The sequence below is a fragment of the Pseudomonas sp. GL-RE-29 genome (assembly GCF_019947275.1).
GTDB lineage: Bacteria > Pseudomonadota > Gammaproteobacteria > Pseudomonadales > Pseudomonadaceae > Aquipseudomonas > Aquipseudomonas fluorescens_A.
Window position 1 is genome coordinate 19,345 of the sequence record NZ_JAGYGD010000025.1, and the last position, 22,424, is coordinate 41,768.

The window sequence follows — 22,424 nt, forward strand, 5'->3', positions numbered from 1 at the left end:
GCTGGAGTATTTTCCACCTGCTGATGGCTGAAAACCTTGTCCTTGCCTGAGCCCTGTTTTGACTATGAAGCCTGCCTGGCTGCTTGCGCCCGAGGCGAGCAGCAGGCACTGCGGGACTTGTATGAGCAGGAAAGTGCTCGTCTTTTGGGTGTTGCCAAGCGCATCGCTCGTGATAACGCCCTGGCCGAAGACATTGTGCACGATGTCTTTATCAAGATTTGGACCCGTGCCGCCAGTTTTGATCCAGCGAGAGGCTCTGCGCGGGGCTGGATTTTCAGCGTAGCACGGCATCTGGCGCTCAACTTCATGCGTGATAGCGCCAGGGAGGTACAAGTCAGCGAGCAACGGGAAACGGCACTGCAAGCTTCAGCGTCCATGGAGGAATCGCCAGAGAGTGCGGACGCCTTCGATTATCGAGCCCGTTCAGGGCGTATCTATGTGTGCCTCGAGCAACTGGAGCCGGCGCGTCGCAACTGCATCCTTCATGCGTACGTCGACGGCTATTCGCATTCAGAAATTTCACAGAAACTGGGCGCACCGCTGGGGACTGTCAAAGCCTGGATCAAACGCAGTCTGGTGGCATTGCGGGAGTGCATGGGATGACCATAAGCCCACAGGATGACATCCCCGACAACATTGAAGAGCTGGCGAGTGAGTATGTGTTAGGCACATTGTCGGCAGAGCATCGTAGCGAAGTCCAAAAGCGTCTTGCTCAGGACGCCGATTTGCGGGCGGTTGTGGATGCATGGGAACAACGTTTGCTAGCGTTGACCGAACTAGCTGAACCGCAAACACCTACGGCATCACTCTGGGGGCGTATCGAGCACAGCTTGAACAGCATTGACCGGCGAGCACCACGAGTGACGGCCACCGCGCAGCCAATCTCATGGTGGAACCTTCTTCCGCTATGGCGTGGGCTGGCGGGGACAGGTCTTGCTGCAACGTTGTTGCTCGCAACAATGCTACTGACACAAACAGCTCCGGTGAATCCGACCACCTACCTAGTCGTTCTGGTGGCGCCGCAGAACCAGGCGCCCGGCTGGGTGATACAGGCGAGCAACCCAAGAGAAATCCAACTGATACCATTGGGGGTCGCGCAAATCCCAACCGACAAAGCACTTGAGTTCTGGACCAAAGCGGACGGCTGGCAAGGTCCGGTATCACTTGGACTGGTCAAACCTGGGCAAACGCTTTCTGTCCCCTTGGATAGATTACCGCCGCTGGAACCCAACCAACTCTTTGAGTTGACTCTGGAAAACCCCAATGGATCGCCGACTGGCAAACCCACAGGACCGATTCAGTTCATTGGACGGGCCGTTAAAGTGATCTGAACGAGCGCTTTGGATGAAAAGGCCGCAGAGGCGGCCTTTTTCGCCCCTCACATCTCCCTGAGTGCCCAGTTCAATCACTCTGTTCAGTGGCAATTTGAAATACTTCAGGTGGCTGTTGCGTTCTTCAGCAAAAACGCGAAAAGACTCTCCCGCCAGCGCGCCATCCCAATGCGCTTGGTGGGGATCTGTGTGTGAGTTGCGGGCGAAGCAAGAAAGACATCGAAAAATGGGAACTCATGAAGCGGTCTGAAAAATAGCCGCTTTTGCAAAGCGCGTTTTACCTGCAAACCATAAGCGCCCATTGGCGTTGGTGGGACTGCCGCCCACTCACTTTTCAAACTGCCGACGTTCGTGCAGCATGCGTTGACTTTAAAGCAGTGGCTGACACCGGTCAGTTGCTCTCCAAGCAAACCGTAAACATGGACGCGAGACGGAAATGAAGCTAATCGCTGCGCAGATCCTCCCTGTACCAGGAGAATATGAAAAAAACATCGCCAAACACATTGATGCCATCCATCTAGCCGCACGGCAAGGTGCCGATCTCGTGCTCTTTCCCGAGCTTTCCCTCACCGGTTACGAACCGAGGCTGGTTGAGGGCCTGGCGGTGCATCCGAGTGATAGCCGTTTTGATGAATTCCAAAGATTAAGTGACCGGTATGGGATGCTCATCGCTGTTGGTGCACCAACCAAGGGATCTAAGGGCACTGAGATCAGCATGATCAGTTTCCAGCCCGGGCTGGAGCGCATGAGCTATTCAAAACAGCATCTGCACTCCGACGAATTACCTTTTTTCACTGCGGGCACCCGAAGGCTTGTTCTGAGTCAGGCAGGCTATGTCCTGGCCCCCGCCATTTGCTACGAATCACTGCAACCCAGCCACGCCGAAGAAGCCGCAGAGTCTGGTGCTCAGGTGTATTTGGCAAGCGTGGCAAAGTCTGAGAGAGGTACTGCATCGGCAAACAGTCATTATCCGATGATTGCTAAAAAGCATTCCATGACTGTGGTGATGGCGAACTGTGTTGGTGCCGCCGACGACTTTGTAGCAGCCGGTTGCTCTTCAATCTGGAACAGCCACGGTGAAATCGTTTGCAGCGCCGACGCAGTCAACGAAGCATTAGTCGCATATGACATCCAGACTGGAGAAGCGAGTATTTTCAGCCTGGTTTGAAGTCCACCCATGCTCTCCCACCGCTTTGAGAATGACTGGCTGCTTTGGGTCGGTTGCTGCCCTTCGCGGCATGTAGCAATCGGCCAAAAGCAGACGATCTACTCAGACGGTGCTCCACTTAGATCGATCACGCCGTAAACAGGCTGAATCGGGCCGCGCTGCAGCTGTCGAGCCTGCGTCCAAGGACAAAGTCCTCGTAAGTCCTGCAACGCTGTGTTTCAGGCACACAGCATCCGCCTGGCCAGCGACGACTGCGTCCTCGGACGCAGCCTCGCAGGCTCGACAGCTGCTATGTGGTATGGCGAGAGTTCGGGGGGTTATGGGGCGGAAAACTTCAGCACAACGCTCTGGGTATAAGTTTTGCTCGGGTCCAGTCGCGTTGAAGGGAAGTTCGGCTGATTCGGCGAATCCGGGTAATGCTGAGTCTCCAGCGTGAACGCGCCCCAATGCGGATAAATCTTGCCGGCCTTGCCCTTGACCGTGCCGTCGAGGAAGTTGCCGGTGTAGAACTGCACGCCCGGCTCGCTGGTGTAGAGCTGCAAGCGGCGGCCCGATTGCGGGTCGCTGACATCAGCGGCGAGCTTGCTCACATCGCCCTTGGCGTCCAGCACCCAGTTGAAGTCAAAACCGCCCTGTTTCGGTTCAGCGAATTTCAGCTGCGGGTGATCAGCCTTGATATTTTTGCCGATGGCGGTGGGCTGGGTGAAGTCCATCGGTGTGTTGGCGACCGGTGCCAGTTCACCGGTGGGGATCAACGTGGCATTAACCGGCGTGTACTGCGACGCGTACAGGGTGGCGACCTGTTTCAGCACATCACCATTACCGGCGCCGGCGAGGTTGAAATAGCTGTGGTTGGTCAGGTTCAGCACCGTCGGTTTATCGGTCGATGCCTTGTAGTCAATCCGCAGTTCGTTGTTCTCGGTCAGGCTGTACGTGACCTCGGTTTTCAGGTTGCCTGGAAAGCCCATTTCACCGTCCACTGACAGGTAAGTCAGGGTCACGCCGACCGAATCCTTGCTTTTGGTCGGTTGCGCTTTCCACACGTGTTTGTCGAAACCCAGCGGCCCGCCGTGCAGCGAGTTCGGGCCGTCGTTTTTCGGCACTTGATAGTGTCTTCCGTCCAGTTCGAACGTACCGTTGGCCAGGCGATTGCCGTAGCGGCCGATGGTCGCGCCAAAGTACGCGGTACCACTTTGATAACCCTGAACGTCATCGAAGCCGAGCACGATATCTTCGGCCTTGCCGTCCTTTCCCGGCACCTTCAATGACTGCAGAACCCCGCCATAGGTAATGACTGTGGCTTGCATGCCATGGCTGTTGCGCAATATGTATTGTTCGACGGGCGTGCCGTTATTGGTCTTGCCGAACGCTTTGTGTTCGGCAGACAGGCCGGCAGCCTGGGCGGAGAGAGTGGCGATTATCAGGGACAGTCCGAGGCCGGATAGCAAGTGTCGGGATTGAAGCATGGTTGACCTTCCTTTGTTGTTTTTAATAATTAGTCATACTAAATACTCAACAAGAGAAGATTTATAGCTGCTTGCCGGACAATATCCAACAAAAAGCATGACTTTTTTGCCTCGTCTGTAGCGCTGCCTTGCCTCGCCGCATCGGAAAAAAACTCGCTGCGTAGGTGGGCCTGTCGCATCCAAGCCTCCAGAATCGTTCGGGTTTGTTCAGTGATTTCAAATTGCACTGGGTGCTGGGTTTTCTGCTGCTGCGAATCCCCGTTTGAGCTGTTGTTGTGGCCTGCCATTTAATGAGGGCGTGCAGAAGCGTGCCCGTTGCTCCGTTCCTTCGGGGGTCGACACATGTACGTGGGTTTCGTGCGCATGACCGGACTGTGGTCTGGCACGGTCGGCAGTCCAGGCTGAGGTGGACATGTGTTGATAGATCCATGAATACCGGGATCTTGGTGGGCGAAACATGTCGCCTTGTGCCAGGTGGGGCCAATCTAGCTTGCGCTACTGCTGCCACTGATAATCGCGCCTAAATTTGCCAAAGAGCTGCTGCTGACCATACTGCTAAGTCGAGCATCAACAGGTGCTTGTGATCCTGAAGAGTGTTCAGGTCAATTCATCGCTGTTCATTCCATTAAGTTGGAGTTCACCGTTATGAAACTACCCCGTATCGTAAGCGCCACTCTCGCCTTTAGCATGCTGCTGGGCGGCACCACCATGGCTGGTCAAGCCCTGGCTGCCGACACTGCCAGCCCCCCCAAATCTGCCAGCTCCTCCCCCAACCAGTTTCTCATTGAAAAGATCAGCCCCGAATACTGGCGAGTGCAGATCAACAACCCGCCTTTCAACATATATGGCCCGGATTCTACCTTCCAGTTCGAGAAGGTGATTAGCGCGATCGAAAGCGACAGCAAACTCAAGGTGGTGGTCTTTGAAAGCAAGGTGCCTGGTTTTTTCCTAACCCACTACGACTTTGCGGAGCCTCTGCAGCGGACCCTGGAAATGCCCAACGGGAAGACCGGCCTGCCGCCCCTTCCGGACATGTTGGTACGCCTGAGTAAGTCCCCAGTGGTTTCCATCGCGATGATCAACGGCCGCGCCTCCGGCGTGGGCAGCGAACTGGCGCTGGCCAGCGATATGCGTTTTGCCAGCGACAAGGCAGTGCTTTCCCAATTTGAAATTGGCGCCGGCTTTGTCCCAGGCGGAGGCCCGATGGCGCGCCTGCCACGCCTTATCGGCCGCGGCCGTGCATTAGAAGTCTTGCTGAGCGGTAACGATATCGACGGCAAGCTGGCCGAGCGTTATGGTTACGTTAACCGCAGCTTCCCCGAAGGCGAACTGAACAGCTTCGTCGATGCTCTGGCCCGCCGCATCGCCACCTTCGACAAGCAGTCTCTGGGCGAGATCAAGGAGCTGGTGAATGTAGCTTCCCTCCCTTCAAACGAAGACATCGGGAAGGAATGGCCCGCTTTTCTCAACTCTGTTCGACGCCCTGCCGCCCAACACCATATCGGCCGCCTTATGGAACTAGGCCTGCAACAAAAAGCTGATGTGGAAATTAACCTGCCCAAGTATACCGGCCAGGTCAGTGCCGAGAAAAACTGAGGCGCGGATAACTGCAACAGTGCTGATTTTACCGGGGCTGGGCCAGGCTTAGCCCTTTACTCCAGCAAGATATCTGTTATGACAGGCGAAATTTTTGTTTGCCTCAAAGTTGTGAATAATTCTGTGTACGATTAGTACCCTGAAGGAGCAATTCCAGCCGGGCAACCTCGAATTTATTCCATATCACCCGATCAGCAGACTAGGGTAGCGAGATGGCTTCTCCAGAGGGGCCTGAGGGAATGCCCAGAGGCAAGCCTCAAAGCCCACGCCTTTTAAGCAGGAGCAATGCGCCGGCTGGCTTCGAAAACTGAAATCGGCAAGCCTTTGAACCGCATCAAGTCGACAAGGCAACCCGACCTATCCCGGCAAACTCAACGTACACTTCCACCCCGGCCGGCGCCCAGTAAATACCGGTCCAGCTACCACAAGCCACCAGGTCGCCGGCTCGCAGGGGACTGCCCTGCGCTGCAGCGTGACGCGCCAGCCACGGCAGCGAACTCAGCGGATCACCGAACGGATGGCTGCCAACGCCGACGAACGCAGGCTCCCCGGCCACCCGCAACGCCACCTGTTGTCTTGACCAATTCGGCATCTCCCTCAATGTTTGCGGTGCACCGAGTACCAGTGCGCGGTTAAGTTGCTGGTCGGCCAGCCGAAGCAGTGGCGCGGCCTGATCGCCCTGCAGCCAACGCGTGCCACACAGTTCGATGCCCGGCATCCACACATCGACCGCCGCACAGGCCATGGCCAGATCAGTGTGCTGGTCGAGGTCGCGCGACAGGCGCACGATCAGTTCACCCTCGATCCCGAAACCGAAGGCATCGCCCGGCGGAACCTGCCAACCCGACGGGTGTACCGCCATTGCCGGTACCCCGGCGGCGCTGATCAGCCCTCCCGGAGCGCCACCCAGTTTCCAGGCCGCTGGCGGCCCGCAGGTGAACCAGCCGAGGGCATCCGCTACCTGGTGCTGCACGGCATAGGCTTCGGCCTCACTAGCCAGTTCCAGGGTTGGCAACGGTTGTTGGCGTCCCTCACGCCATCCACGAATCAGGATGGCGGCCACCTGCGCGACCGCACTCACAAATCCAACTCGGTCTTACGTCGGCGCAGTTGCGCGGGCGCCGGGCGCTCGCACGGCAGAAACCGGCCGCGACCAGCCTCACCGCGCGGCTCGCCGTCCCAGACCACCTCACCGCGAGACAGCGTCATGGCCGGCCAGGCGCTCAGCGTCATGCCGGCGTAAGGCGTGTAATCGACGTTGTGGTGCAGCATTTCGTTGCACAGGTGCACCGCCTCACCTTCGTTCCAGATCACCATGTCGGCATCAGCACCAATAGCGATGCTGCCCTTGCGCGGATACAACCCATACATCTTGGCGGCATTAGTGGAGGTCAGCGCAACAAAGCTCTGCGGGGTGATGCGCCCACTGCGCACGCCTTCGGACCAGAGCAGTGCCATGCGGGTTTCGACACCGGGAATACCGTTGGCGATTTGGTCGAACGACACCTCTTCACCGTGGGCCTTCTTGCCATCCGGGCCATCGAAGCGAAAGGGGGCGTGGTCTGACGAGAAAATCTCGAACGAGCCGTTCTCCAGGCCATCCCAGATCACTTGCTGGTTTGCGGCATCGCGCGGCGGCGGGCTGCAGACGCACTTGGCACCTTCGAAGCTGTCGTCACACCCCAGCGAGTCGGCGGTCAGGAACAGGTACTGCGGGCAGGTTTCGGCGTACACCTTCAACCCCTGGCTCTGGGCCCAGCGAATCTGCTCCACGGCCTCGCGACCCGAGACGTGCACGATCAGGATCGGCACGTCCACCAGCTCGGCAAGGGCGATGGCACGATGGGTCGCTTCGCGCTCCACCAGCATCGGCCGCGACGCGGCATGGTAGCGCGGCGCAGTCAGCCCGGCCGCCAGTAGTCGCTCGGTAAGCCAGGCGATGCAATCGCTGTTCTCGGCGTGGAGCATCACCATGGCGCCCTCACGGCGCGCGACCGACAACGTCTCGAGAATCTCCCGGTCGCCCAGCTTCAGCGCATCGTAGGTCATGTAGATCTTGAACGATGTATAGCCTTCAGCAATCAAGGCCGGCAGTTCTTCACGCAGGACCTGCGGGGTGGGGTCGGTGACGATCAGATGGAAGGCATAATCGATCACCGGCTTGTTACCGGCCCGACGATGGTAGTCATCGACGGCAGCGCGCAGGCTTTCGCCCTTCTGCTGGCAGGCGAACGGGATGACGGTGGTGGTGCCACCGCAGGCCGCCGAGACCGTGCCGCTGAAGAAGTCATCAGCCATCACCGAGCCGTCGCCAGTCGGCTGGTCGAGATGCACATGGCTGTCGATGCCTCCGGGGGTGACATGCCGGCCTGCCGCGTCGATTTCCTGGTGACCCTGCGGCAGGTCCAGGCCAAGGGAAACGATGCGCCCATCACGAATACCGATATCGCTGGTGAATGTGTCAGCGGCGGTTACCACGCGGGCGTTGCGAATCACCGTATCAAAAGGTTGCATATCAGGTCTCTTCCAGAAGTAACCGGCCCGCGCCGATCACGCGGCGCGTGTCTTCAATCAAGTTCGCTCAAGCCAGGCACGGGCGATTTCTTCGCGCGTAGCAAACCATACTCCGCCGTGTTGCTTGGCATACTCGATGAATTGCTTGATCGCCCTTACACGCCCGGGGCGGCCCACCATGCGTGGGTGCAGCCCGACCGACATCATGCGTGGCCCTTCAACCGACTCCTCATAAAGGACCTCAAAGCTTTCTTTCATGTACTCGAGAAAATCCGATGCTTGCGAAAGCCCAGGAGAATTCCAGTAGCGGAAATCGTTCACGTCGGCGGTGTAAGGCACCACGAGATGACGCTTACCCTCGACCTCGACAAAGTAGGGAACATCGTCGTTGTAGGCATCGGAATCGTAGAGAAAACCGCCCTCTTCAGCGACCAGCCGACGGGTGTTGACGCTGGCGCCATACCGGCAATACCAGCCCACGGGACGCTTGCCGCAGGTGCGTTCGAATGACTCGATTGCCAAACGCATGTGTTCACGCTCTTGCTCTTCAGTCAGGCGAAACACTTCCTCCCAGCGATAACCGTGACTGCAAATTTCATGACCACCTGCAACGGCAGCGCGTGCCACATCAGGGTTCTGCTCAAAGGCTACTGCGCAAGCATGAAAAGTCGCACGAACCGATTGCTGGTCGAGAATATCCAGGATTCGCCAGATGCCGACGCGAGACCCGTACTCGTACATCGACTCCATCGCCAGATTGCGTGTGCCGTCGGGTATTGAATAGCTGCCCCATTCGGTCATGGATTCCTGGTCCGGGTCGCCCATGGCGAGCGAGCGTTCGGAGCCTTCTTCGTAGTTGATCACCAGGCTGATGGCCAAACGTGCGCCATTCGGCCAGGTACCTTTCGGGCGTTGTCTACCGTAACCCACTAAATCGCGTGCAGGTGAAACCATCGGGATATTCTCCTGAAGTGACTGGTTAAATAAGTACGTGGCGAAAGTCGCGACTTAGCAGTCGATCTCTTTCAACCGGTCATGGCTAAAGGTGCTGTCCGATTGCCACTCGCTGAAGGCCAGTCCCATGGCCAGGGTTTGCGCAATACAGAAAGAAGCGGTGAGCGAGCGAAAGCCCAGTAATTCAGCGTCGTTGACCTCGATTACTGTATCGGCCATCTGCCCGATAGGACTCAGAACGCTGTCAGTGATCGCTACCAGCGTCACGCCTGCGGCCCGCGCCAGACGACAAGCCTCAACGGTGTCATTGGCGTACGGCGGGAAGCTGACGGCTATCAATAAATCATCATCGGCAATGGCGCTGATTTGCTCCGGCAACGTACCGCCAGCACCGCTGATGTGCACGGTTCGCCGGCCCACACGACTTAACGCGTAGCTCAGATACGCCGCCACCGGAAAGGCGCGGCGCATACCGATGACGAAGGTGGTGCGCGCGACCTGCAGATGGCCGATGGCTGCTTCGATATTGGCCTGTTCGCCGCCTTCGGCCAGGTGTTCCAGAGAAACGATATTGGCCTGGCTGAACTCACGCAGAATCCCGCCGACGTCGCTCGGGTCCTCGAGCAACGTCTCACCGCCGTAGTGCCGAATGCGCTCGCTATGAGTGTCGGCAACCTGTTGCAGCGGTGCGCGGAACAACCGCTGCAAATCCTTGAACCCTGCAAAGCCAAGAGCCTGAGCCAGCCGAATATAAGCGGAAGGCGCGATGCTCGAACGCTTACCCAGTTCGGCCACCGTGCTGAGTGCGATCTCATGCGGGTTGTCGATCAGGAATCGGGCTGCATCACGCAGGCGACCGGTCAGTTGTTCGTGCTGGGCCGCTATACAGTCACGCAGCTCTGCAAGGGTTTCAGGTAAGGCCATAATGAAGGCTCATAAAGTTAGAAGTGTGTGTGCCTGTCAACGCAACGCAGTGATTGCTTGATCCAGCGCAGAGATGAGGCGGTCGACTTCTTCCAGCGTGTTGTAATGCGCCAACGACACTCGTACTACCCCGCCAAACCGGTCAAGCCCAAGGGCTTCGATAAGGCGCCGCGCATAAAAGTCACCATAGCGAATGCCGATCCGGTGCTCATCGACCTTGCGCACAATAGCCTCGGACTGAACGCCCTCGACCACGAAACTGATCGTTGGTACTCGATTGCGGGTATGCGCTTTGCCAATGATTCGAACGCCCTCGCGCTGGCGCAAAAATGCCAGCAGACGCTCGGCGAGCAGATCTTCCTGTACCTCGAACGCATCAAACGCGGCCTGCATGCACTTGCGCTCGCTGCCTTGCACTCCAAGCCGGGTGCTGATGTCGAGCAAGTAATCGGTAATGCCGATGCAACCGAAGGACAACTCATAGTTGACGTTACCAGGCTGCAATTTGTAAGGCACCACATCCTGGCCGATAAAGAAATGATTAAGACTCGGCAACTCAAGCAACAGATAACGACGCCCCCAGAGCACAGCAAAGTGTGGACCGAAGGTTTTGTAGAAACTGTAGACGTAGAAGTCGGCACCGCTGGCCTGCACATCAACCAGTCGGTGTGGCGCATAAGCAACAGCGTCCACGCACAGCTTGGCGCCCACTGAGTGCACACGTCGTGCAACCTCGGCGACTGGATTGATCGAGCCGAGAATATTCGAGGTGTGGGTCATGGTCACATAACGGGTTTTGTCATTGAGCAAAACCTGCAGGTCATCCAGTTCCAGCTCACAACTATTCTGGTTGACCTGCCAAACGCGCAGGGTCGCACCGCGGCTTTCGCAAAGTTTGATCCAAGGGCCGATATTCGCCTCGTGATCGCAATTGGTCACGATGATTTCATCGCCCGGAACGATTGACGGGGCGATGGCACGACACAGTATTTGCAACAAGTGGGTGGTCGAACCGCCCATGATCACTTCTTCAGGATGCTCGGCGTTGATCAACTGCATCACCGAATGACGCGCCTGCATCACTCGCGCCCCAGCGTCGACGGAAGGTTGGTAGGAAGCGCCCAATTGCACGCTGCTGTTGAGCATGTAGTCAACGACCCGCTCCGCTACGGTGCTCAACACCATCGAACCCCCGGCGTTATCCATGTAGGAATAGCCATCGGCCAGACCTGGAAATTGCTTGCGAACGTAATCAATATCGAGAGATTTCACTCTACTTTCTCCAGCCGGATTCAATGATGCAAGATGGCCTGCAGGAACGCTTGTGTGCGAGGTTCCCGAGGTGCGGTAAAAAACGGTTCAGGGATGTTCTGTTCAACGATGCGCCCGCTTTCCATGAAGATCACCCGGTCGGCGACCCGACGGGCGAAGCCCATTTCATGAGTGACCACGACCATCGTGACGCCGGAGCGAGCGAGGTTTTGCATGACGTCGAGTACCTCTCCTACCATTTCCGGGTCCAGCGCTGAAGTCGGTTCATCGAACAGAATCGCGCGAGGTTCCATCGCCATGGTACGGGCAATGGCAACACGCTGCTGTTGGCCGCCAGACAATTGGCTCGGGTATTTGTGCGCGTGATCGCCCATGCCGACCTTCACCAGTAGCTCCTTGGCCCTGGCATGCGCATCACGCCGGCTCAGACCACGAACACGGATCGGCGCCAGCGACACATTGTCGAGAACAGTGAGGTGCGGATAGAGATTGAAACTCTGAAACACCATACCCACTTCGCTGCGGATGGCGGCCAGTCGCGGACCGTTTTCAACACGCTCGCCCGCCACACGGATGTGGCCTTGCTGGTAGTTCTCAAGCAGATTGATGCAACGGATCAAGGTTGATTTACCCGAACCGGAGGGGCCAAGAATGACCACCACTTCACCTTCTTCGACCTGCAGATTGATATCGCTCAACGCTTTGAAGTTGCCGTAGTACTTGTCGAGCTTTTCGATGTCGATCAACGTGCTCATGCGGTTTTACCTCCAGAAGCGTTACGACGTTCAACCCAGCTGACCATTTGCACCAGCGGCAACAGCAACAACAGGTACAGCAAGGCAGCCCCTACCAGCGGAGTCGGGTTGGCGGCCAGTGCCTGCGCCTGGGTTGCCTGCTTCAGCAAATCAGGCATCGCTACCACCGAGGCAAGCGCGGTGTCTTTCATCACGTTGATGCAGTTGCTGGTCATGGGCGGCATTACGATGCGAATGGCTTGCGGCAAAACAACGTCGCGCATGGTGTTGAAAAAGCTCATGCCTTGAGAAGCCGATGCTTCGAACTGGCCACGGGGAATGGCCTCGATACCCGACCGAAAAATTTCCGCACTGTAGGCGCAGGAGACAAGCGAGAGCGCACTGGCAGCGGCCGCAAAAGATGACAGCCGGATGCCGACAAAAGGCAGCGCGTAATAGATGAGTACCAGCAAAACCAGCAATGGAATGGAGCGCATGATATCGATGTAGATTCGTGCGAGCGCTCGAACGGGTGTGTAGGAGTACAACCGCAGCAACGCCAGCAAAAGGCCTCCCACCAGGCCCAGGGCGATGCTCACCACCCCAAGCAAAATGGTCACGCCCAGACCACGCATCATCAGCGGAAGCGAATCGACGAGCACGTTCCAGTTGAAAAATGTCTGCAAAAGATCCATGGGATACCTCGGTCAATACAAGTGGCGAACGGGTGTCGCCACTTTCACGCATTATCGGCAGGGCTTACTTGAGGACAGCGGTCACTTTCATGGTGCTCGAATCTTTATCGGCGTCGGAGCCGAACCACTGTTTGTGGATTTTCCCTAAGGTGCCGTCTTCTTTCATCTTGCTGATGATGTCGTTGACCTGATCGCTCATCGCCCAGCCTTTGGCGTGCATCAGCGAGTAACGCTCACCGGTGGGAATACGCGCCACGATGGAATACTGCGGTTTGTCCTTGATGTAGTAGAGCACTGCCGGAATGTCGCTGAGGTAGCCATCGATTCGCCCCGAAGCCAAATCGAGCATGGCCGGAGAGAGTCCTTCGTAGCGCGAAACATCGGCGAACTTGTACTCGTCCTTGTGTTGGCCGATCCACATATCGCCGGTCGAGCCAGTGTCGACGCCAACCACCTTGTCTTTCATGTCGGCCAGGCTCTTGACCTTGGAAGTGGTCAGTGCGGTGAGTGACTGGTCGCTATCGAAGTAAGGCTGCGCAAAAGCTACCGACTCCAGGCGTTTCGGGGTAATGGTGATTGATGAGATAGCGATTTCAACACGCTTGGATTGCACGGCGCTGAACAGGCCGTTGAAGGGAATATTGACGAACTCGACGCTTTTTCCGGCGCGTTTGGCCACCTCTTTTACAACATCGACTTCAAAGCCGACAAACTCACCTTTGGAGTCCTGAAACTCCCAGGGAACGTTGCCAACGTTAGCACCTACGGTCCAGTCCGCGGCCCAGGCTGGCAGTGAAACTGCGGCCGTCATTAACAATCCCAACATCACTTTCGCTTTCATGTTTGCTCCCGATTGTTTGAATTTTGTAGGTGCTAACAGCGGTTGATCTCGTACAACGTGGAATTGAGACTAATCCAGTGAAGCAATTATTTCAACACCGTTTATCTATGAATTATTTGCTCCATGACAGAGCGCAGTTTTCCTCCAGCGTCGCGTCAAAAGGGCTGGGTACGGTCAGAACAGACCAAGGTTGCCGCGCGCAGCAGACTTCGCGGCGGCAGGCAGAAAACGGCCAACAGCGGACGTTCGTCCGAGGATTGCCTTACGTCAAAAACAGCACTAGACAATTCACAGCCCCCCATCGACGGAGAGGTCAGGCTGCCGATTGTGTCTCGTGTGTTGTCTTATCACACGACCAACGATGCCCGTGCGCCGCGAGAGGTACAATCGCGGACAGTTAGTTGCGTGCTTTGAGATCGCCGTACCCGCGAGGCAGCTTCACCCATGCGTCAAGGGCTGCTAGCTGCCGCGCGACTGCAGTATCCCATTCAGGGCCGATGGTTATGTTTTTGCTCAACATGTCGCGGATGGCAGCTGACGCCGCTCGTACTCATGATGTATTTCCAGCGCCCTTGATAAACACTCTTCTTGCTGATTCATAGGATTCTCGAAAATTAGACAAGAAGTATTAATCCACTTACCAAAGTCGGCCAGTGAAAGGATCGTTTTATGAGTCGGCGGGCTGAATAATTGCATTAGGCGCATTCATAAAAGCATCCCAGCTTTGGTAGGCGTCGTGCTGCCTCTTGCTGGCAAAATCCCAGTCCGGCCCCGATACACATTTGGAAGAAACCAGCGTCATCATTCCCATCGTAGCTGCGTCGAGCTCTATCAGGAGCTCGTGTGATTTGATCCTGAAATCTTCGATCGATGCCATTAGCTTTGCCTCGGAGCGGAGTTCACCGCCATTAAGAAACAACTGCTCCTCAGGCGGTGGAGTGCGCAGGCACCGGATAATTCATACCGTCTGACCGCTAGCCCGTTTTGCTCGAACCGATCCACCTCCAGCCCTGCCAAAATCTTGCTTTCACATTGGAGCGGTCAAAAAGCGCTTACACTGAACCTTCAACCCATAAGTAATTTGGAGAAGGAATCTCGCAAGTGAGCGTGCGTTTAGCTGAACAATTGCCTGCAACCGGGCATGTAATCGCCATTGAGGACGATCCGGTGGTGCGGATGCTGTTTGAAGAAACTCTTGCTGAGCTTGGATTTTCATCAGCGACTTTCGACAACGCAGCCGCAGCTTTGTCCCACCTCGAGATAATCAAAGGTGAGTGCATCTTGATCATCGCGGACCAGGGGCTTCCGGGAGGAATCCGGGGATCTGAATTCATCCGACTGGCAAAAGAACGATGGCCTTTGATTCCGTCGATTCTCACTTCTGGCTATGTTGTCGATGAACAGGTGATCCGCCCCCCGACGATTTTTCTGCGTAAGCCTTTCACTCTCAATCAATTAGAAATGACCATTAACTCTGTTCTCCAACAGTAACGTCCACTGGTGTAAGAGTGGGAGGTATTCCTACCACTGGCTTGATGGATACTTTGTGTCGTTTTTTGCCCTTCGCGACAGGCAAAATACGGCCGATTCTGTTGAAAACAGTCGGTCATGGTTTCCACGGCAGAAAAGTACGCGCTTCAGATTGAAATCTTCACTTTAAGCAGAGGATTCCGGGCTCAGATTTCGCGTAGCTGCGCGCAAAAAAGGCATTTTCAGCAGTCAGTAAGCGGGCAGTCTGGAAGGACCGACTTTTTCAACACGATCGGCCAATAGCGGGCATTCGGAAAGAAAAATCTATCTACTCAGAAAAACGGACGCCTGTTTGGGGCGCCCGTTGATTTATAGCGACTGTTTATCCAAAGAGTTAATCGTGTCCGTTATGACCATTCTGCTGCATGGCTTTGAGAATGCCATCCAGGTTGTAGGTTTCCGGCACCTGCATTGGCGGGAATTCCTTGTACGACATTAGCTCCTTCTCCCAGAGCAACTGCCCGATGGGCAGCATGTTCCAATAGCAGCCCTTGATGATTGGCTGCTGTTGGCAAAAAGGCAGCACAAGCCGACACCGACCTACGGCGAGTGTCAGCACTGGGCCGCAAGATTTACTTCGTGACCACCAGCGCCGGTGGCTGCCAGCTGCCGTCGCCAGCGGGAAGAATCGAAGGAGGTGCGGTCTTCGGCCAGTAGAGGCGCATTACCAGAAAGACCGTGTCGTTGGGCGCGGGCAACCAGTTTGCCTCCTTAGCCTTGCCGGGGGAGTCTTTCTGGATGTACAGCGTCAGTGAACCATCCGTGTTTTTCTTCATCGCCGACAGCATCGGCGAATTGATCAGGTAACGGTTGAGCGGATTCTTGATCAGCAGCTGGCTCTTGCCGTCGTACATGGTCACCGACCAGAAGGCATTGACTGGCGGCAGTTTGCCGGCCGGGAAAGTCAGCGTGTACTTGCGCTTGCTGGTATCCAGCGTCTGGCCGGTGCCGTCGGTGCGCGTGTTGGGATACATCGCCTCGACGGCGTCGTTGCCGTAGAGGCCGCCTTTCGCGGCACCGGCACGCTTCAGCCAGTCGGCCTTGTAGAATGTTTGGTCGCCGAAGTACGCGCCGACGTTCCAGCCGTTGATTATCTTCGTCCCGCTCGCGAGGAACTTGTCGACCTTCTCGTCACCGGCCTTCATCCCGAGCAGGACCACGGCCTTGTGCTCGAGCGAGAGGTCCTTAAATTCGAAGGTGCGACCGGGGCCCACCCCAATGCTCGCCAGCTTGGCCCGTATCTCCTGGTCGTCAGCCGATGGAGGCACATACTCCATCGCGGCCGACAGGTACTCGAAGAAGTTGGCCTTGATGCCTTCCGTCGTAGCCGGCACGAAATCAATCTTCGGCGCAGTGGGCGGCGCGGGTTGATGGAGGAAGGCGGACAGCGGCTGGACCTTGTAGCCCGCTTGCACCTTCTCGACATTCGGCATGTCCTTGGCATTGTAGAGCTGAGTCCGAATGGCGCTCACGGCGAAGGGAGTGGTCGAGGTGAAGACTTTTTTGATACCGGGAGGGGGCGCGCCTTTCCAATCGGGACCGACCACCATATATTGGCCTGGCTCGTTGCCGGTGGCACGGCTGCCGATGTAACCGTAGTTGTAAGTGTTGCCGTCGATCATCTGCACCGAGTAGTAACGCCGCTTGTCCACTGCCGGCACCGAGATCACCATCGGTTCCGCACGCAGGTCCAGCCAGACAAACGAGTACGGGGTGTCGCTGTTCGGAGTGATGATGGCCGTGTCTTGGTAGGTGTAGACGCGAGGCTCGTTCTTGATCTGGTTGAACGGCGCCTTATATTGCGGGCCGCCCTTGTCCACAGCATATTCGTGCATCACGGCGTAGTTCATGACAAGCGGTAAGCCGTAAATAAAGCCTTCCTCGGCGATCGCCTCGGTCTGCTCGAGACTCGGCGCGGGTACGCCCTTGGTCACATCCGTCTTGTCTGCCTGCGTGATGGGATCGTTCTTGCTTGCACACCCCGCAAAAAGCGTTGAACCCACTACGACGAGTGCCGCAGCCATTGACCAGCCCCGGTTAAACTTCCTGTTCATTTCCACCTCGTTAGTTTTGAGCAAGCTGGCACCGTGAGCGTTCATGGTCACGGTGAAATAATTTGAATACGTCTTGTGGCGAAGCGCCTACTCACGCGCTCAGGGAGTGTAGATCACAATAAGCCAGCATCACCTTGCGCAGCTGAGCAACTCCGATTCAATTCCGTAATACTTACGCGCAGCCGTTACGGACCATCTGGCTTCTAAACAGCCAATCGTGATCAGCAACCAAAAAGCGGATAGTCAGAGATTCACTTTAGAGGCCCGCCAAGGACCGCTATGGGTCGATAGCCACCACCAGCCATTGTGACTGATCCACCCTTGTCTTCCCTCAACGTGGAGGACGAGCCATGAACACTATTGCTAGATACCGCCATCAGCCTTGGAACAAGGGAAAGCTTGTCGGTCAGAAAGCCCCGCTCCGAGTCAGAGATATCTGGGCTATCCGAGTAAGACTTCAGCTTGCTGAGAAGACGCGTGATTTGGCGCTTTTCAACTTGGCCATCGATAGCAAGCTGCGTGCCTGTGACTTAACCAAACTGCGGGTCCGAGACATTGCCCATGGGGAGCATGTGTCGTCACGGGCCATCGTGATGCAGCAGAAAACTCAACACCCAGTGCAATTTGAAATCACTGAACAGACCCGAACGGTTCTGGAAGCGTGGATGCGCCAGGCGCGACTCCGCAGTGAGGATTTCTTGTTCCCGAGCCGGTTGCACGCTTCAGAGCATTTATCCACCAGGCAATACGCTCGAATAGTCAAAGCGTGGGTGACAACCATTGGCCTTGACCCAACCATGTATGGTACTCACACGCTACGGAGAACCAAGGCTTCGTTGATTTATCGCAGGACGAAGAACCTGAGAGCGGTTCAACTCCTGCTTGGTCATACGAAGCTTGAAAGCACTGTCAGGTACTTGGGAATCGAAGTCGATGATGCCTTGGAAATGGCAGAGCAGACGGAGGTGTGACCATTCACTGCGACGGTCGTGCCAGACCGTCGCTATCCGTCCCTCTACCAGTCAATTTGTGCCTACAAAGTCAGGGAGCTATTCAAATCAGAGGGCAGTCCTGGACCTCACTGAGTGATCTAAGACTGGCGTACCCTCAGAATGGAATCTGTGATGGCTTGAGCATTTGTGTCCAGCGTTTCCATTGCCGATATCGCATTAGCGGCGACACTGCCGACCCCATTTTCTGACAGCCACTTGGTTATTTCTTCTATCGCTGCACATAGGGCGTGCTGGTTGTGGAGGAGCAATGTCAGAGCGTCCGCTGTGGCGATTTTGCAATTTGAGTTATCGGGCATGACGGTCGTCCTTGAGTAATGATGCCGGAAGCCTAGCTCATCTCATCTCGCCGTTGCCTTTCCCAGATCTACCCAGCTATTTGGACTCGATCTGACGATCCTTTGGACCGAATTTGACCCGTACGTCCCTAGTTTATGACCGGCAGAGGTCGACCCATTTCAGACGTTCGAGTCAGGGTGCTGCTGGCCGATAAAGTGATTCAGGTGTCGCCTAGCAGCATGATGTGAGTGGCATGGGCATCCTCTGTTCGCATGAAACCACAGTGCAGGTAAAACGCGTCTCCTTCGGGCGTATCGGTGGAAAGACGCACGCTCTGAAAGCGAAGAGTGGCATGTGCGACCAGCACTTTTACTAGCGTTTGACCTACGTGTAGCCCCCTTGAAGAAGCTGCGACGTAAACCCGTCGCAGCCTTGCCGTATTAGTCTCGACATATGGATCAACTGAAAGGCCTCCGATGCCTATCAGTTGCTGGTTGAAATACGCCGCTATGAGACATTCTCCGGGTGCATCGAAGCGATTCGCTCCGGAGTGCCATTCGGAAATCAGCCGAGTGAGAAATCTAAAACCCTCTTTACCTGCCTCTTTTTCCATAGCCAGAATCTGTGGCGGCAGGTGCGTGATGTGATGAATCTCGACTTGTTTCATGCATCGTCCTTGATCCGGTGTTAAGCCGCTTTGGCTGGTCGAGAATCTTCGTGTGCACTCTATGAGATATGCAAGTGGCGGTTATCGACCCATTGCAGCCGGTCGCCACAGGCAGAAACCGTTCAACACTGGTCGTAGCAGATGGCCACCGGAGTCCTCCTGTGGTCAAACGAGTTAATCAGTGATGAGTCGCAAACGGCAATTGTCTTCAGCTATTGAAGTACGGGTGAGTTCCTCTCAATCGCTAACGTATCGGTCACGCCCTTGTTGTTTAGCTTGGTAAAGCAGCGAGTCAGCCCGGACAAGCATGTCCTGAAGCGAGTCATCAGCGCCCCTCCAAGCGGTGACACCCAGGCTGCAAGTCACGTTGATACGGGTTGTGGCGTAGTCTAGCGACGAAGCGTGTAGGGTCTGTATCACACGTTCGGCCATTAGTTCTGCGCCGGAGATTTCCGTGTCGGGCAGCAAAATGAGGAACTCCTCCCCGCCGAAACGAGCCGCCAGATCCTGTTGCCGAACAGTCCGAATGAGCAACTGCGCGAAGAATTTTAATACTTCATCACCTCCGTCATGCCCGTAGGTGTCATTGACCTTTTTGAAGTGGTCGATATCCAGCATCAGTATGCAGAACGAACCGTGCCTACGCGACGCTCTCGCCAGCTCGGCGCTGGCTAATGCCATCGCTTCTCTACGGTTGTACAAGCCAGTCAGAAAATCGCGGGTAGCGGCTCGATATTGCAACTGGTAGGCATCGATCAGTTGTGCAACGAGCCAGTTGATGAGAAACAAGCAAGCCAGTATTCCAACCAGCAGTAACAATCCGAGACCATTCCAGCTCAGGAATAAAGCGGCGAAAGTCGGTATGAGTGGTTCGCTATAAAACTGTACCCGTAGAGCGAGCTGCGGATCGACGAAGTCTCGGACAAAACGCTCCTCGTCCTGATTATTCGAGGCCGAAGTCGAAGGCCAACCGGCGACTGTGCCAGGAAACAGGTCAGCTTTGTTGTCGGTGAAACGAACATCGACATATAAGGGAGGAGCCTGACCCTGCGTCACCGCGACATGCACAATCAATGCATCGATAAACGCTGGGCCGATCGCTGTGCGAGGAGGCAGTGGCGGTGGCCGTATTTGCGTCTGTGTTTCACGTATCACTGCGAAATGCCCATTACAGCTATAACCGAGAAGTTGGCGGCTGGTTAATTGGATTACGCCCCGGAGCAGGCGCATGCGAGGCGCTTCTGGACTGGGTAAGGGGGCTACCTGCTGAATGGGGACACGCAAAGTAAATTGAGACAGCTCTTCGACATCCTCAGTCTGAACCGCGGTGGTGCGCCGTTGCTCGGTAATGTACTGCTCTGACAGACACCCTGCCGGAAGAGGATTTGCCAAGAGCAGTGATAGTTGAAGCTTGTGGGTCGTCAGTTGGCGCACCAGGGTGCTAAAACCCCATGTACTTCGCTGGCTGAGCAATGCCTGTTGCCCCTCTATCAGCAACAGACGCTGCCGCTGGTAGCGGTCGACCACCCCGATAATCGCGAGAAGGGTCAACAGTACCACTATCAAACAGCAGCCGATTTTGATCGCCCGTGGGTGCTCGAGCATCCGCCTCATGTCGATTACTCCAGTGTCGAATTGGACGGCGCTTGTCTGGCAACACAGGGCCAGCTTGCGATTGCTTTATAGTTATAGACGCTTTGTCTCTGTTTCCTATATTTACGCGTTATTTCCTTAACTGACCCATGACACCCAAATATTCGGCGCTCAAATATCGCGCTTCGAATAAGTCTAGGCAGTGAGAAGCTAGTGAAGTCTTTTCTGGATGTCTGCTTCTGGGCCGATTTCTGCCTGTCACGAGGAGCTTCAATCGGCCAAAAGCGGTGTGTCATGAGACACCTGCTCGCAAGCTTCCAGCCCTGGCAAACCAGTATATAGCCGCCGCGCCGAGCAGCGTGGTTAGCACGGCCAGGAGTAGAATGACGCGATCCGTTCCCAAAGGTGCGGCCAGCAGCGCTACCAGCAGGCCGGCAAGTGGTTGAGACAGGTTGTTGAGTAAAGTAATTACGCCCACCGTCTTGCCGAAGTCCTGGGGCGGAATTACCCGCTGACGCAGGCTGCGCATGTAGACGTTGAACATCTTGTCGAAGCCAACAATCAACAGAAAACCCAGCGTATACCCAGCCAAGTTAGGGCTCAGGGCGCTGATGAAGGCACCGGCGGCGATCATTGCATAGCCGACACCGCCCAGCATCCGCAGCGGCAGCACCACCCGGGCGAGGAAGAACAGGATCGCGATGGTGGTCACGGCGCCAGCAGCTTGCAGCGCGGCATAGCCATCTTTGCCGCCACCGTAGTGGCCGATCACCATGGCCGCCGATGTAGCCAGGGTGACCCCGACGATCAGGTTGACGCCAACGGCCAGCGTGATGATTTTTTGCAACTCCACCTGCTGTCGGATATGCCCGAAGGCGATACGCAGAGGTTGCAGCCAGATGTCCTGGTGCTGCTCGAACACCGCCAAGGAGATACGGCTGCAACGTTGCCAAACCCGCATGCTCAGGTCAGCCAGCAGGAACAACCCCGCGACCCACAGAACCACCCAGTACCAGCCCCAAACCTCCAGCAACAGCGCCGCTGCCAAGGGCCCGAGAACCAGCCCGGTTTGATCGGCGATTTGGGAGTAGGACAAGGTTTTGGTGTAGCTGTAGTGCTGGAAGACATGGGGCATCAGCACCTCCCTGGCCATGATGCCCTGGGTGGTCAACACGCCGCACAACGCCGATAGCATCACCAACCAGACGATGCCGCCGAAGAGGGTATAGAGCCCCACAGTTACCCCACAAAGCATGGCCCGGTAGACCTGGCTGATGTGCAGTATCCTCACGGGCGAGAACTTGTCGCACAAGGCTCCGCACAACGGAAATGCGAGAAAGCGCGGCAGCGATTCGACGAAAAACGCCAGCCCCGCCCAGGACGCGCTGTTGGTGGTTTGGAAAACCACCAACGGTACGATAAACAGCAAGATCTGATCCGCCAGTCGAGACAGAAACAACGAAATGAAAAAAGCCAGGTAATCCTTACGCATGATGACGTCCTGTCGCAGTGTTCGCTTCTAAGTCGCTCCACCGCCGGTTCTGAGTATTCATCGCTAAATTGCACTGAAAGCGGAACATGGCTCCGCGACCGTTGAGTCGTAGCTAACCAAGTGAGTTTGTTTAGCTTGTAAAAGGGCCCTCCAAGGGCCTTTCTTTCATCTCATTCACGAGCGACGAAAACTTCGTCAGCTTACCTAGCCGTCGGCACTTCGCGCCGACGATGTCATAAAGTATTTCCCCACACTCTGGACTGGGAGCAGGTCGCTGAAAATTAAACTGTTGAAAGCAGTGCGA

At 56.1% G+C, this 22,424-nt stretch carries 21 protein-coding genes and 3 pseudogenes; 7 read left to right on the forward strand and 17 right to left on the reverse strand.

Features of this window, described 5'->3' with window-relative positions:
- Nucleotides 1-36: 36 nt before the first annotated feature.
- Together KGB21_RS19880 and KGB21_RS19885 are read left to right on the forward strand one after the other, a co-directional pair.
- On the forward strand, nt 37-603 hold the full coding sequence (locus tag KGB21_RS19880; protein WP_411741406.1) for a sigma-70 family RNA polymerase sigma factor: 567 nt from the start codon (nt 37-39) through the stop codon (nt 601-603).
- Complete coding sequence (locus KGB21_RS19885; RefSeq protein WP_223506459.1) at nt 600-1,331, forward strand: anti-sigma factor domain-containing protein; 732 nt, start codon at nt 600-602, stop codon at nt 1,329-1,331. Before KGB21_RS19880 ends, KGB21_RS19885 begins: the two co-directional genes overlap by 4 nt.
- Nucleotides 1,332-1,379: 48 nt before the next feature.
- On the opposite strand, the pseudogene KGB21_RS19890 reads toward KGB21_RS19885, so the two are convergent.
- Nucleotides 1,380-1,522: pseudogene (locus KGB21_RS19890) on the reverse strand (KUP/HAK/KT family potassium transporter); the annotation flags it as partial.
- Here KGB21_RS19890 and KGB21_RS19895 point away from each other — a divergent pair.
- Both KGB21_RS19895 and KGB21_RS19900 read left to right on the forward strand, forming a co-directional pair.
- Nucleotides 1,505-1,585: pseudogene (locus KGB21_RS19895) on the forward strand (DUF1289 domain-containing protein); the annotation flags it as partial. The pseudogenes KGB21_RS19890 and KGB21_RS19895 sit on opposite strands and share 18 nt — an antisense overlap.
- Before the next feature lie 182 nt (nt 1,586-1,767).
- Nucleotides 1,768-2,499 (forward strand): carbon-nitrogen hydrolase family protein, encoded by a 732-nt coding sequence (locus tag KGB21_RS19900; protein WP_223506461.1) that lies wholly within the window; start codon nt 1,768-1,770, stop codon nt 2,497-2,499.
- A 317-nt stretch (nt 2,500-2,816) separates the two neighbouring features.
- Here the strand turns inward: KGB21_RS19900 and KGB21_RS19905 are convergent, their stop codons facing one another.
- Together KGB21_RS19905 and KGB21_RS19910 are read right to left on the reverse strand one after the other, a co-directional pair.
- Nucleotides 2,817-3,965: an aldose epimerase family protein gene (locus KGB21_RS19905; protein ID WP_223506462.1), complete on the reverse strand. Its 1,149-nt coding sequence runs from the start codon at nt 3,963-3,965 to the stop codon at nt 2,817-2,819.
- Nucleotides 3,966-4,117: 152 nt separating this feature from the next.
- A pseudogene (locus KGB21_RS19910) lies at nt 4,118-4,216 on the reverse strand (integrase); the annotation flags it as partial.
- A gap of 394 nt (nt 4,217-4,610) precedes the next feature.
- Here KGB21_RS19910 and KGB21_RS19915 point away from each other — a divergent pair.
- Nucleotides 4,611-5,561 carry an enoyl-CoA hydratase/isomerase family protein gene (locus KGB21_RS19915; RefSeq protein ID WP_223506463.1) on the forward strand — a complete coding sequence of 317 codons (951 nt, stop codon included), beginning with the start codon at nt 4,611-4,613 and terminating at the stop codon, nt 5,559-5,561.
- 334 nt (nt 5,562-5,895) lie between these two features.
- Here KGB21_RS19915 and KGB21_RS19920 read toward each other — a convergent pair whose 3' ends face one another.
- The 9 genes from KGB21_RS19920 to KGB21_RS19960 form a co-directional block, all read right to left on the reverse strand.
- Nucleotides 5,896-6,642: a fumarylacetoacetate hydrolase family protein gene (locus KGB21_RS19920; RefSeq protein WP_223506464.1), complete on the reverse strand. Its 747-nt coding sequence runs from the start codon at nt 6,640-6,642 to the stop codon at nt 5,896-5,898.
- Nucleotides 6,639-8,075, reverse strand: a complete 1,437-nt coding sequence (gene hydA, locus KGB21_RS19925) for a dihydropyrimidinase (protein ID WP_223506465.1) — start codon at nt 8,073-8,075, stop codon at nt 6,639-6,641. Before hydA ends, KGB21_RS19920 begins: the two co-directional genes overlap by 4 nt.
- A gap of 57 nt (nt 8,076-8,132) precedes the next feature.
- The gene (locus KGB21_RS19930) at nt 8,133-9,029 is read right to left on the reverse strand and encodes an allantoinase PuuE (RefSeq protein WP_223506466.1); all 897 of its coding nucleotides are present in this window, start codon (nt 9,027-9,029) and stop codon (nt 8,133-8,135) included.
- A gap of 54 nt (nt 9,030-9,083) precedes the next feature.
- Nucleotides 9,084-9,953: a MurR/RpiR family transcriptional regulator gene (locus KGB21_RS19935; RefSeq protein WP_223506467.1), complete on the reverse strand. Its 870-nt coding sequence runs from the start codon at nt 9,951-9,953 to the stop codon at nt 9,084-9,086.
- Between the two features lie 36 nt (nt 9,954-9,989).
- Nucleotides 9,990-11,225, reverse strand: a complete 1,236-nt coding sequence (locus KGB21_RS19940; RefSeq protein WP_223506468.1) for a cysteine desulfurase-like protein — start codon at nt 11,223-11,225, stop codon at nt 9,990-9,992.
- Between the two features lie 20 nt (nt 11,226-11,245).
- Nucleotides 11,246-11,980 (reverse strand): amino acid ABC transporter ATP-binding protein, encoded by a 735-nt coding sequence (locus tag KGB21_RS19945; RefSeq protein ID WP_317846735.1) that lies wholly within the window; start codon nt 11,978-11,980, stop codon nt 11,246-11,248.
- Nucleotides 11,977-12,654, reverse strand: a complete 678-nt coding sequence (locus tag KGB21_RS19950) for an amino acid ABC transporter permease (protein WP_223506469.1) — start codon at nt 12,652-12,654, stop codon at nt 11,977-11,979. The genes KGB21_RS19945 and KGB21_RS19950 overlap by 4 nt, the downstream gene beginning before the upstream one ends.
- 64 nt (nt 12,655-12,718) lie before the next feature.
- Nucleotides 12,719-13,495 (reverse strand): transporter substrate-binding domain-containing protein, encoded by a 777-nt coding sequence (locus KGB21_RS19955; RefSeq protein WP_223506470.1) that lies wholly within the window; start codon nt 13,493-13,495, stop codon nt 12,719-12,721.
- Nucleotides 13,496-14,162: 667 nt separating this feature from the next.
- A complete protein-coding gene (locus KGB21_RS19960) occupies nt 14,163-14,372 on the reverse strand; it encodes a hypothetical protein (protein WP_223506471.1) in 210 nt (69 codons plus the stop codon).
- A 224-nt stretch (nt 14,373-14,596) separates the two neighbouring features.
- On the opposite strand from KGB21_RS19960, the gene KGB21_RS19965 reads away from it, so the two are divergent.
- A complete protein-coding gene (locus KGB21_RS19965; RefSeq protein WP_223506472.1) occupies nt 14,597-14,986 on the forward strand; it encodes a response regulator in 390 nt (129 codons plus the stop codon).
- A gap of 611 nt (nt 14,987-15,597) precedes the next feature.
- Here KGB21_RS19965 and KGB21_RS19970 read toward each other — a convergent pair.
- Nucleotides 15,598-17,049, reverse strand: a complete 1,452-nt coding sequence (locus tag KGB21_RS19970) for a DUF1254 domain-containing protein (protein WP_223506517.1) — start codon at nt 17,047-17,049, stop codon at nt 15,598-15,600.
- A 380-nt stretch (nt 17,050-17,429) separates the two neighbouring features.
- Between KGB21_RS19970 and KGB21_RS19975 the strand changes: the two genes are divergently transcribed.
- Nucleotides 17,430-18,050 (forward strand): tyrosine-type recombinase/integrase, encoded by a 621-nt coding sequence (locus KGB21_RS19975; RefSeq protein WP_223506473.1) that lies wholly within the window; start codon nt 17,430-17,432, stop codon nt 18,048-18,050.
- Between the two features lie 119 nt (nt 18,051-18,169).
- Here KGB21_RS19975 and KGB21_RS19980 read toward each other — a convergent pair whose 3' ends face one another.
- The 4 genes from KGB21_RS19980 to KGB21_RS19995 all read right to left on the reverse strand — a co-directional run bounded on the left by KGB21_RS19980 (nt 18,170) and on the right by KGB21_RS19995 (nt 22,120).
- Entirely contained in the window at nt 18,170-18,388 is a 219-nt protein-coding gene (locus KGB21_RS19980; RefSeq protein WP_223506474.1) for a hypothetical protein, read from the reverse strand.
- Nucleotides 18,389-18,588: 200 nt separating this feature from the next.
- Nucleotides 18,589-19,035, reverse strand: coding sequence for a GNAT family N-acetyltransferase (locus KGB21_RS19985; protein ID WP_223506475.1), 447 nt, complete (start codon nt 19,033-19,035; stop codon nt 18,589-18,591).
- A 237-nt stretch (nt 19,036-19,272) separates the two neighbouring features.
- Nucleotides 19,273-20,649: a sensor domain-containing diguanylate cyclase gene (locus KGB21_RS19990; protein ID WP_223506476.1), complete on the reverse strand. Its 1,377-nt coding sequence runs from the start codon at nt 20,647-20,649 to the stop codon at nt 19,273-19,275.
- 271 nt (nt 20,650-20,920) lie between these two features.
- Nucleotides 20,921-22,120, reverse strand: a complete 1,200-nt coding sequence (locus KGB21_RS19995) for an MFS transporter (protein ID WP_223506477.1) — start codon at nt 22,118-22,120, stop codon at nt 20,921-20,923.
- Nucleotides 22,121-22,424 lie beyond the last annotated feature (304 nt).

Excerpts from the sequence above, each read along its gene's own strand:
- KGB21_RS19980 (WP_223506474.1), bottom strand. The coding sequence starts at position 18,388 with ATGCCCGATAACTCAAATTGCAAAATCGCCACAGCGGACGCTCTGACA.
- KGB21_RS19985 (WP_223506475.1), bottom strand. The coding sequence starts at position 19,035 with ATGAAACAAGTCGAGATTCATCACATCACGCACCTGCCGCCACAGATT.
- KGB21_RS19960 (WP_223506471.1), bottom strand. The coding sequence starts at position 14,372 with ATGGCATCGATCGAAGATTTCAGGATCAAATCACACGAGCTCCTGATA.
- hydA (WP_223506465.1), bottom strand. The coding sequence starts at position 8,075 with ATGCAACCTTTTGATACGGTGATTCGCAACGCCCGCGTGGTAACCGCC.
- KGB21_RS19970 (WP_223506517.1), bottom strand. The coding sequence starts at position 17,049 with ATGGCTGCGGCACTCGTCGTAGTGGGTTCAACGCTTTTTGCGGGGTGT.
- KGB21_RS19995 (WP_223506477.1), bottom strand. The coding sequence starts at position 22,120 with ATGCGTAAGGATTACCTGGCTTTTTTCATTTCGTTGTTTCTGTCTCGA.
- KGB21_RS19945 (WP_317846735.1), bottom strand. The coding sequence starts at position 11,980 with ATGAGCACGTTGATCGACATCGAAAAGCTCGACAAGTACTACGGCAAC.
- KGB21_RS19915 (WP_223506463.1), top strand. The coding sequence starts at position 4,611 with ATGAAACTACCCCGTATCGTAAGCGCCACTCTCGCCTTTAGCATGCTG.
- KGB21_RS19905 (WP_223506462.1), bottom strand. The coding sequence starts at position 3,965 with ATGCTTCAATCCCGACACTTGCTATCCGGCCTCGGACTGTCCCTGATA.
- KGB21_RS19955 (WP_223506470.1), bottom strand. The coding sequence starts at position 13,495 with ATGAAAGCGAAAGTGATGTTGGGATTGTTAATGACGGCCGCAGTTTCA.
- KGB21_RS19885 (WP_223506459.1), top strand. The coding sequence starts at position 600 with ATGACCATAAGCCCACAGGATGACATCCCCGACAACATTGAAGAGCTG.
- KGB21_RS19900 (WP_223506461.1), top strand. The coding sequence starts at position 1,768 with ATGAAGCTAATCGCTGCGCAGATCCTCCCTGTACCAGGAGAATATGAA.
- KGB21_RS19975 (WP_223506473.1), top strand. The coding sequence starts at position 17,430 with ATGAACACTATTGCTAGATACCGCCATCAGCCTTGGAACAAGGGAAAG.
- KGB21_RS19930 (WP_223506466.1), bottom strand. The coding sequence starts at position 9,029 with ATGGTTTCACCTGCACGCGATTTAGTGGGTTACGGTAGACAACGCCCG.
- KGB21_RS19950 (WP_223506469.1), bottom strand. The coding sequence starts at position 12,654 with ATGGATCTTTTGCAGACATTTTTCAACTGGAACGTGCTCGTCGATTCG.
- KGB21_RS19990 (WP_223506476.1), bottom strand. The coding sequence starts at position 20,649 with ATGAGGCGGATGCTCGAGCACCCACGGGCGATCAAAATCGGCTGCTGT.
- KGB21_RS19935 (WP_223506467.1), bottom strand. The coding sequence starts at position 9,953 with ATGGCCTTACCTGAAACCCTTGCAGAGCTGCGTGACTGTATAGCGGCC.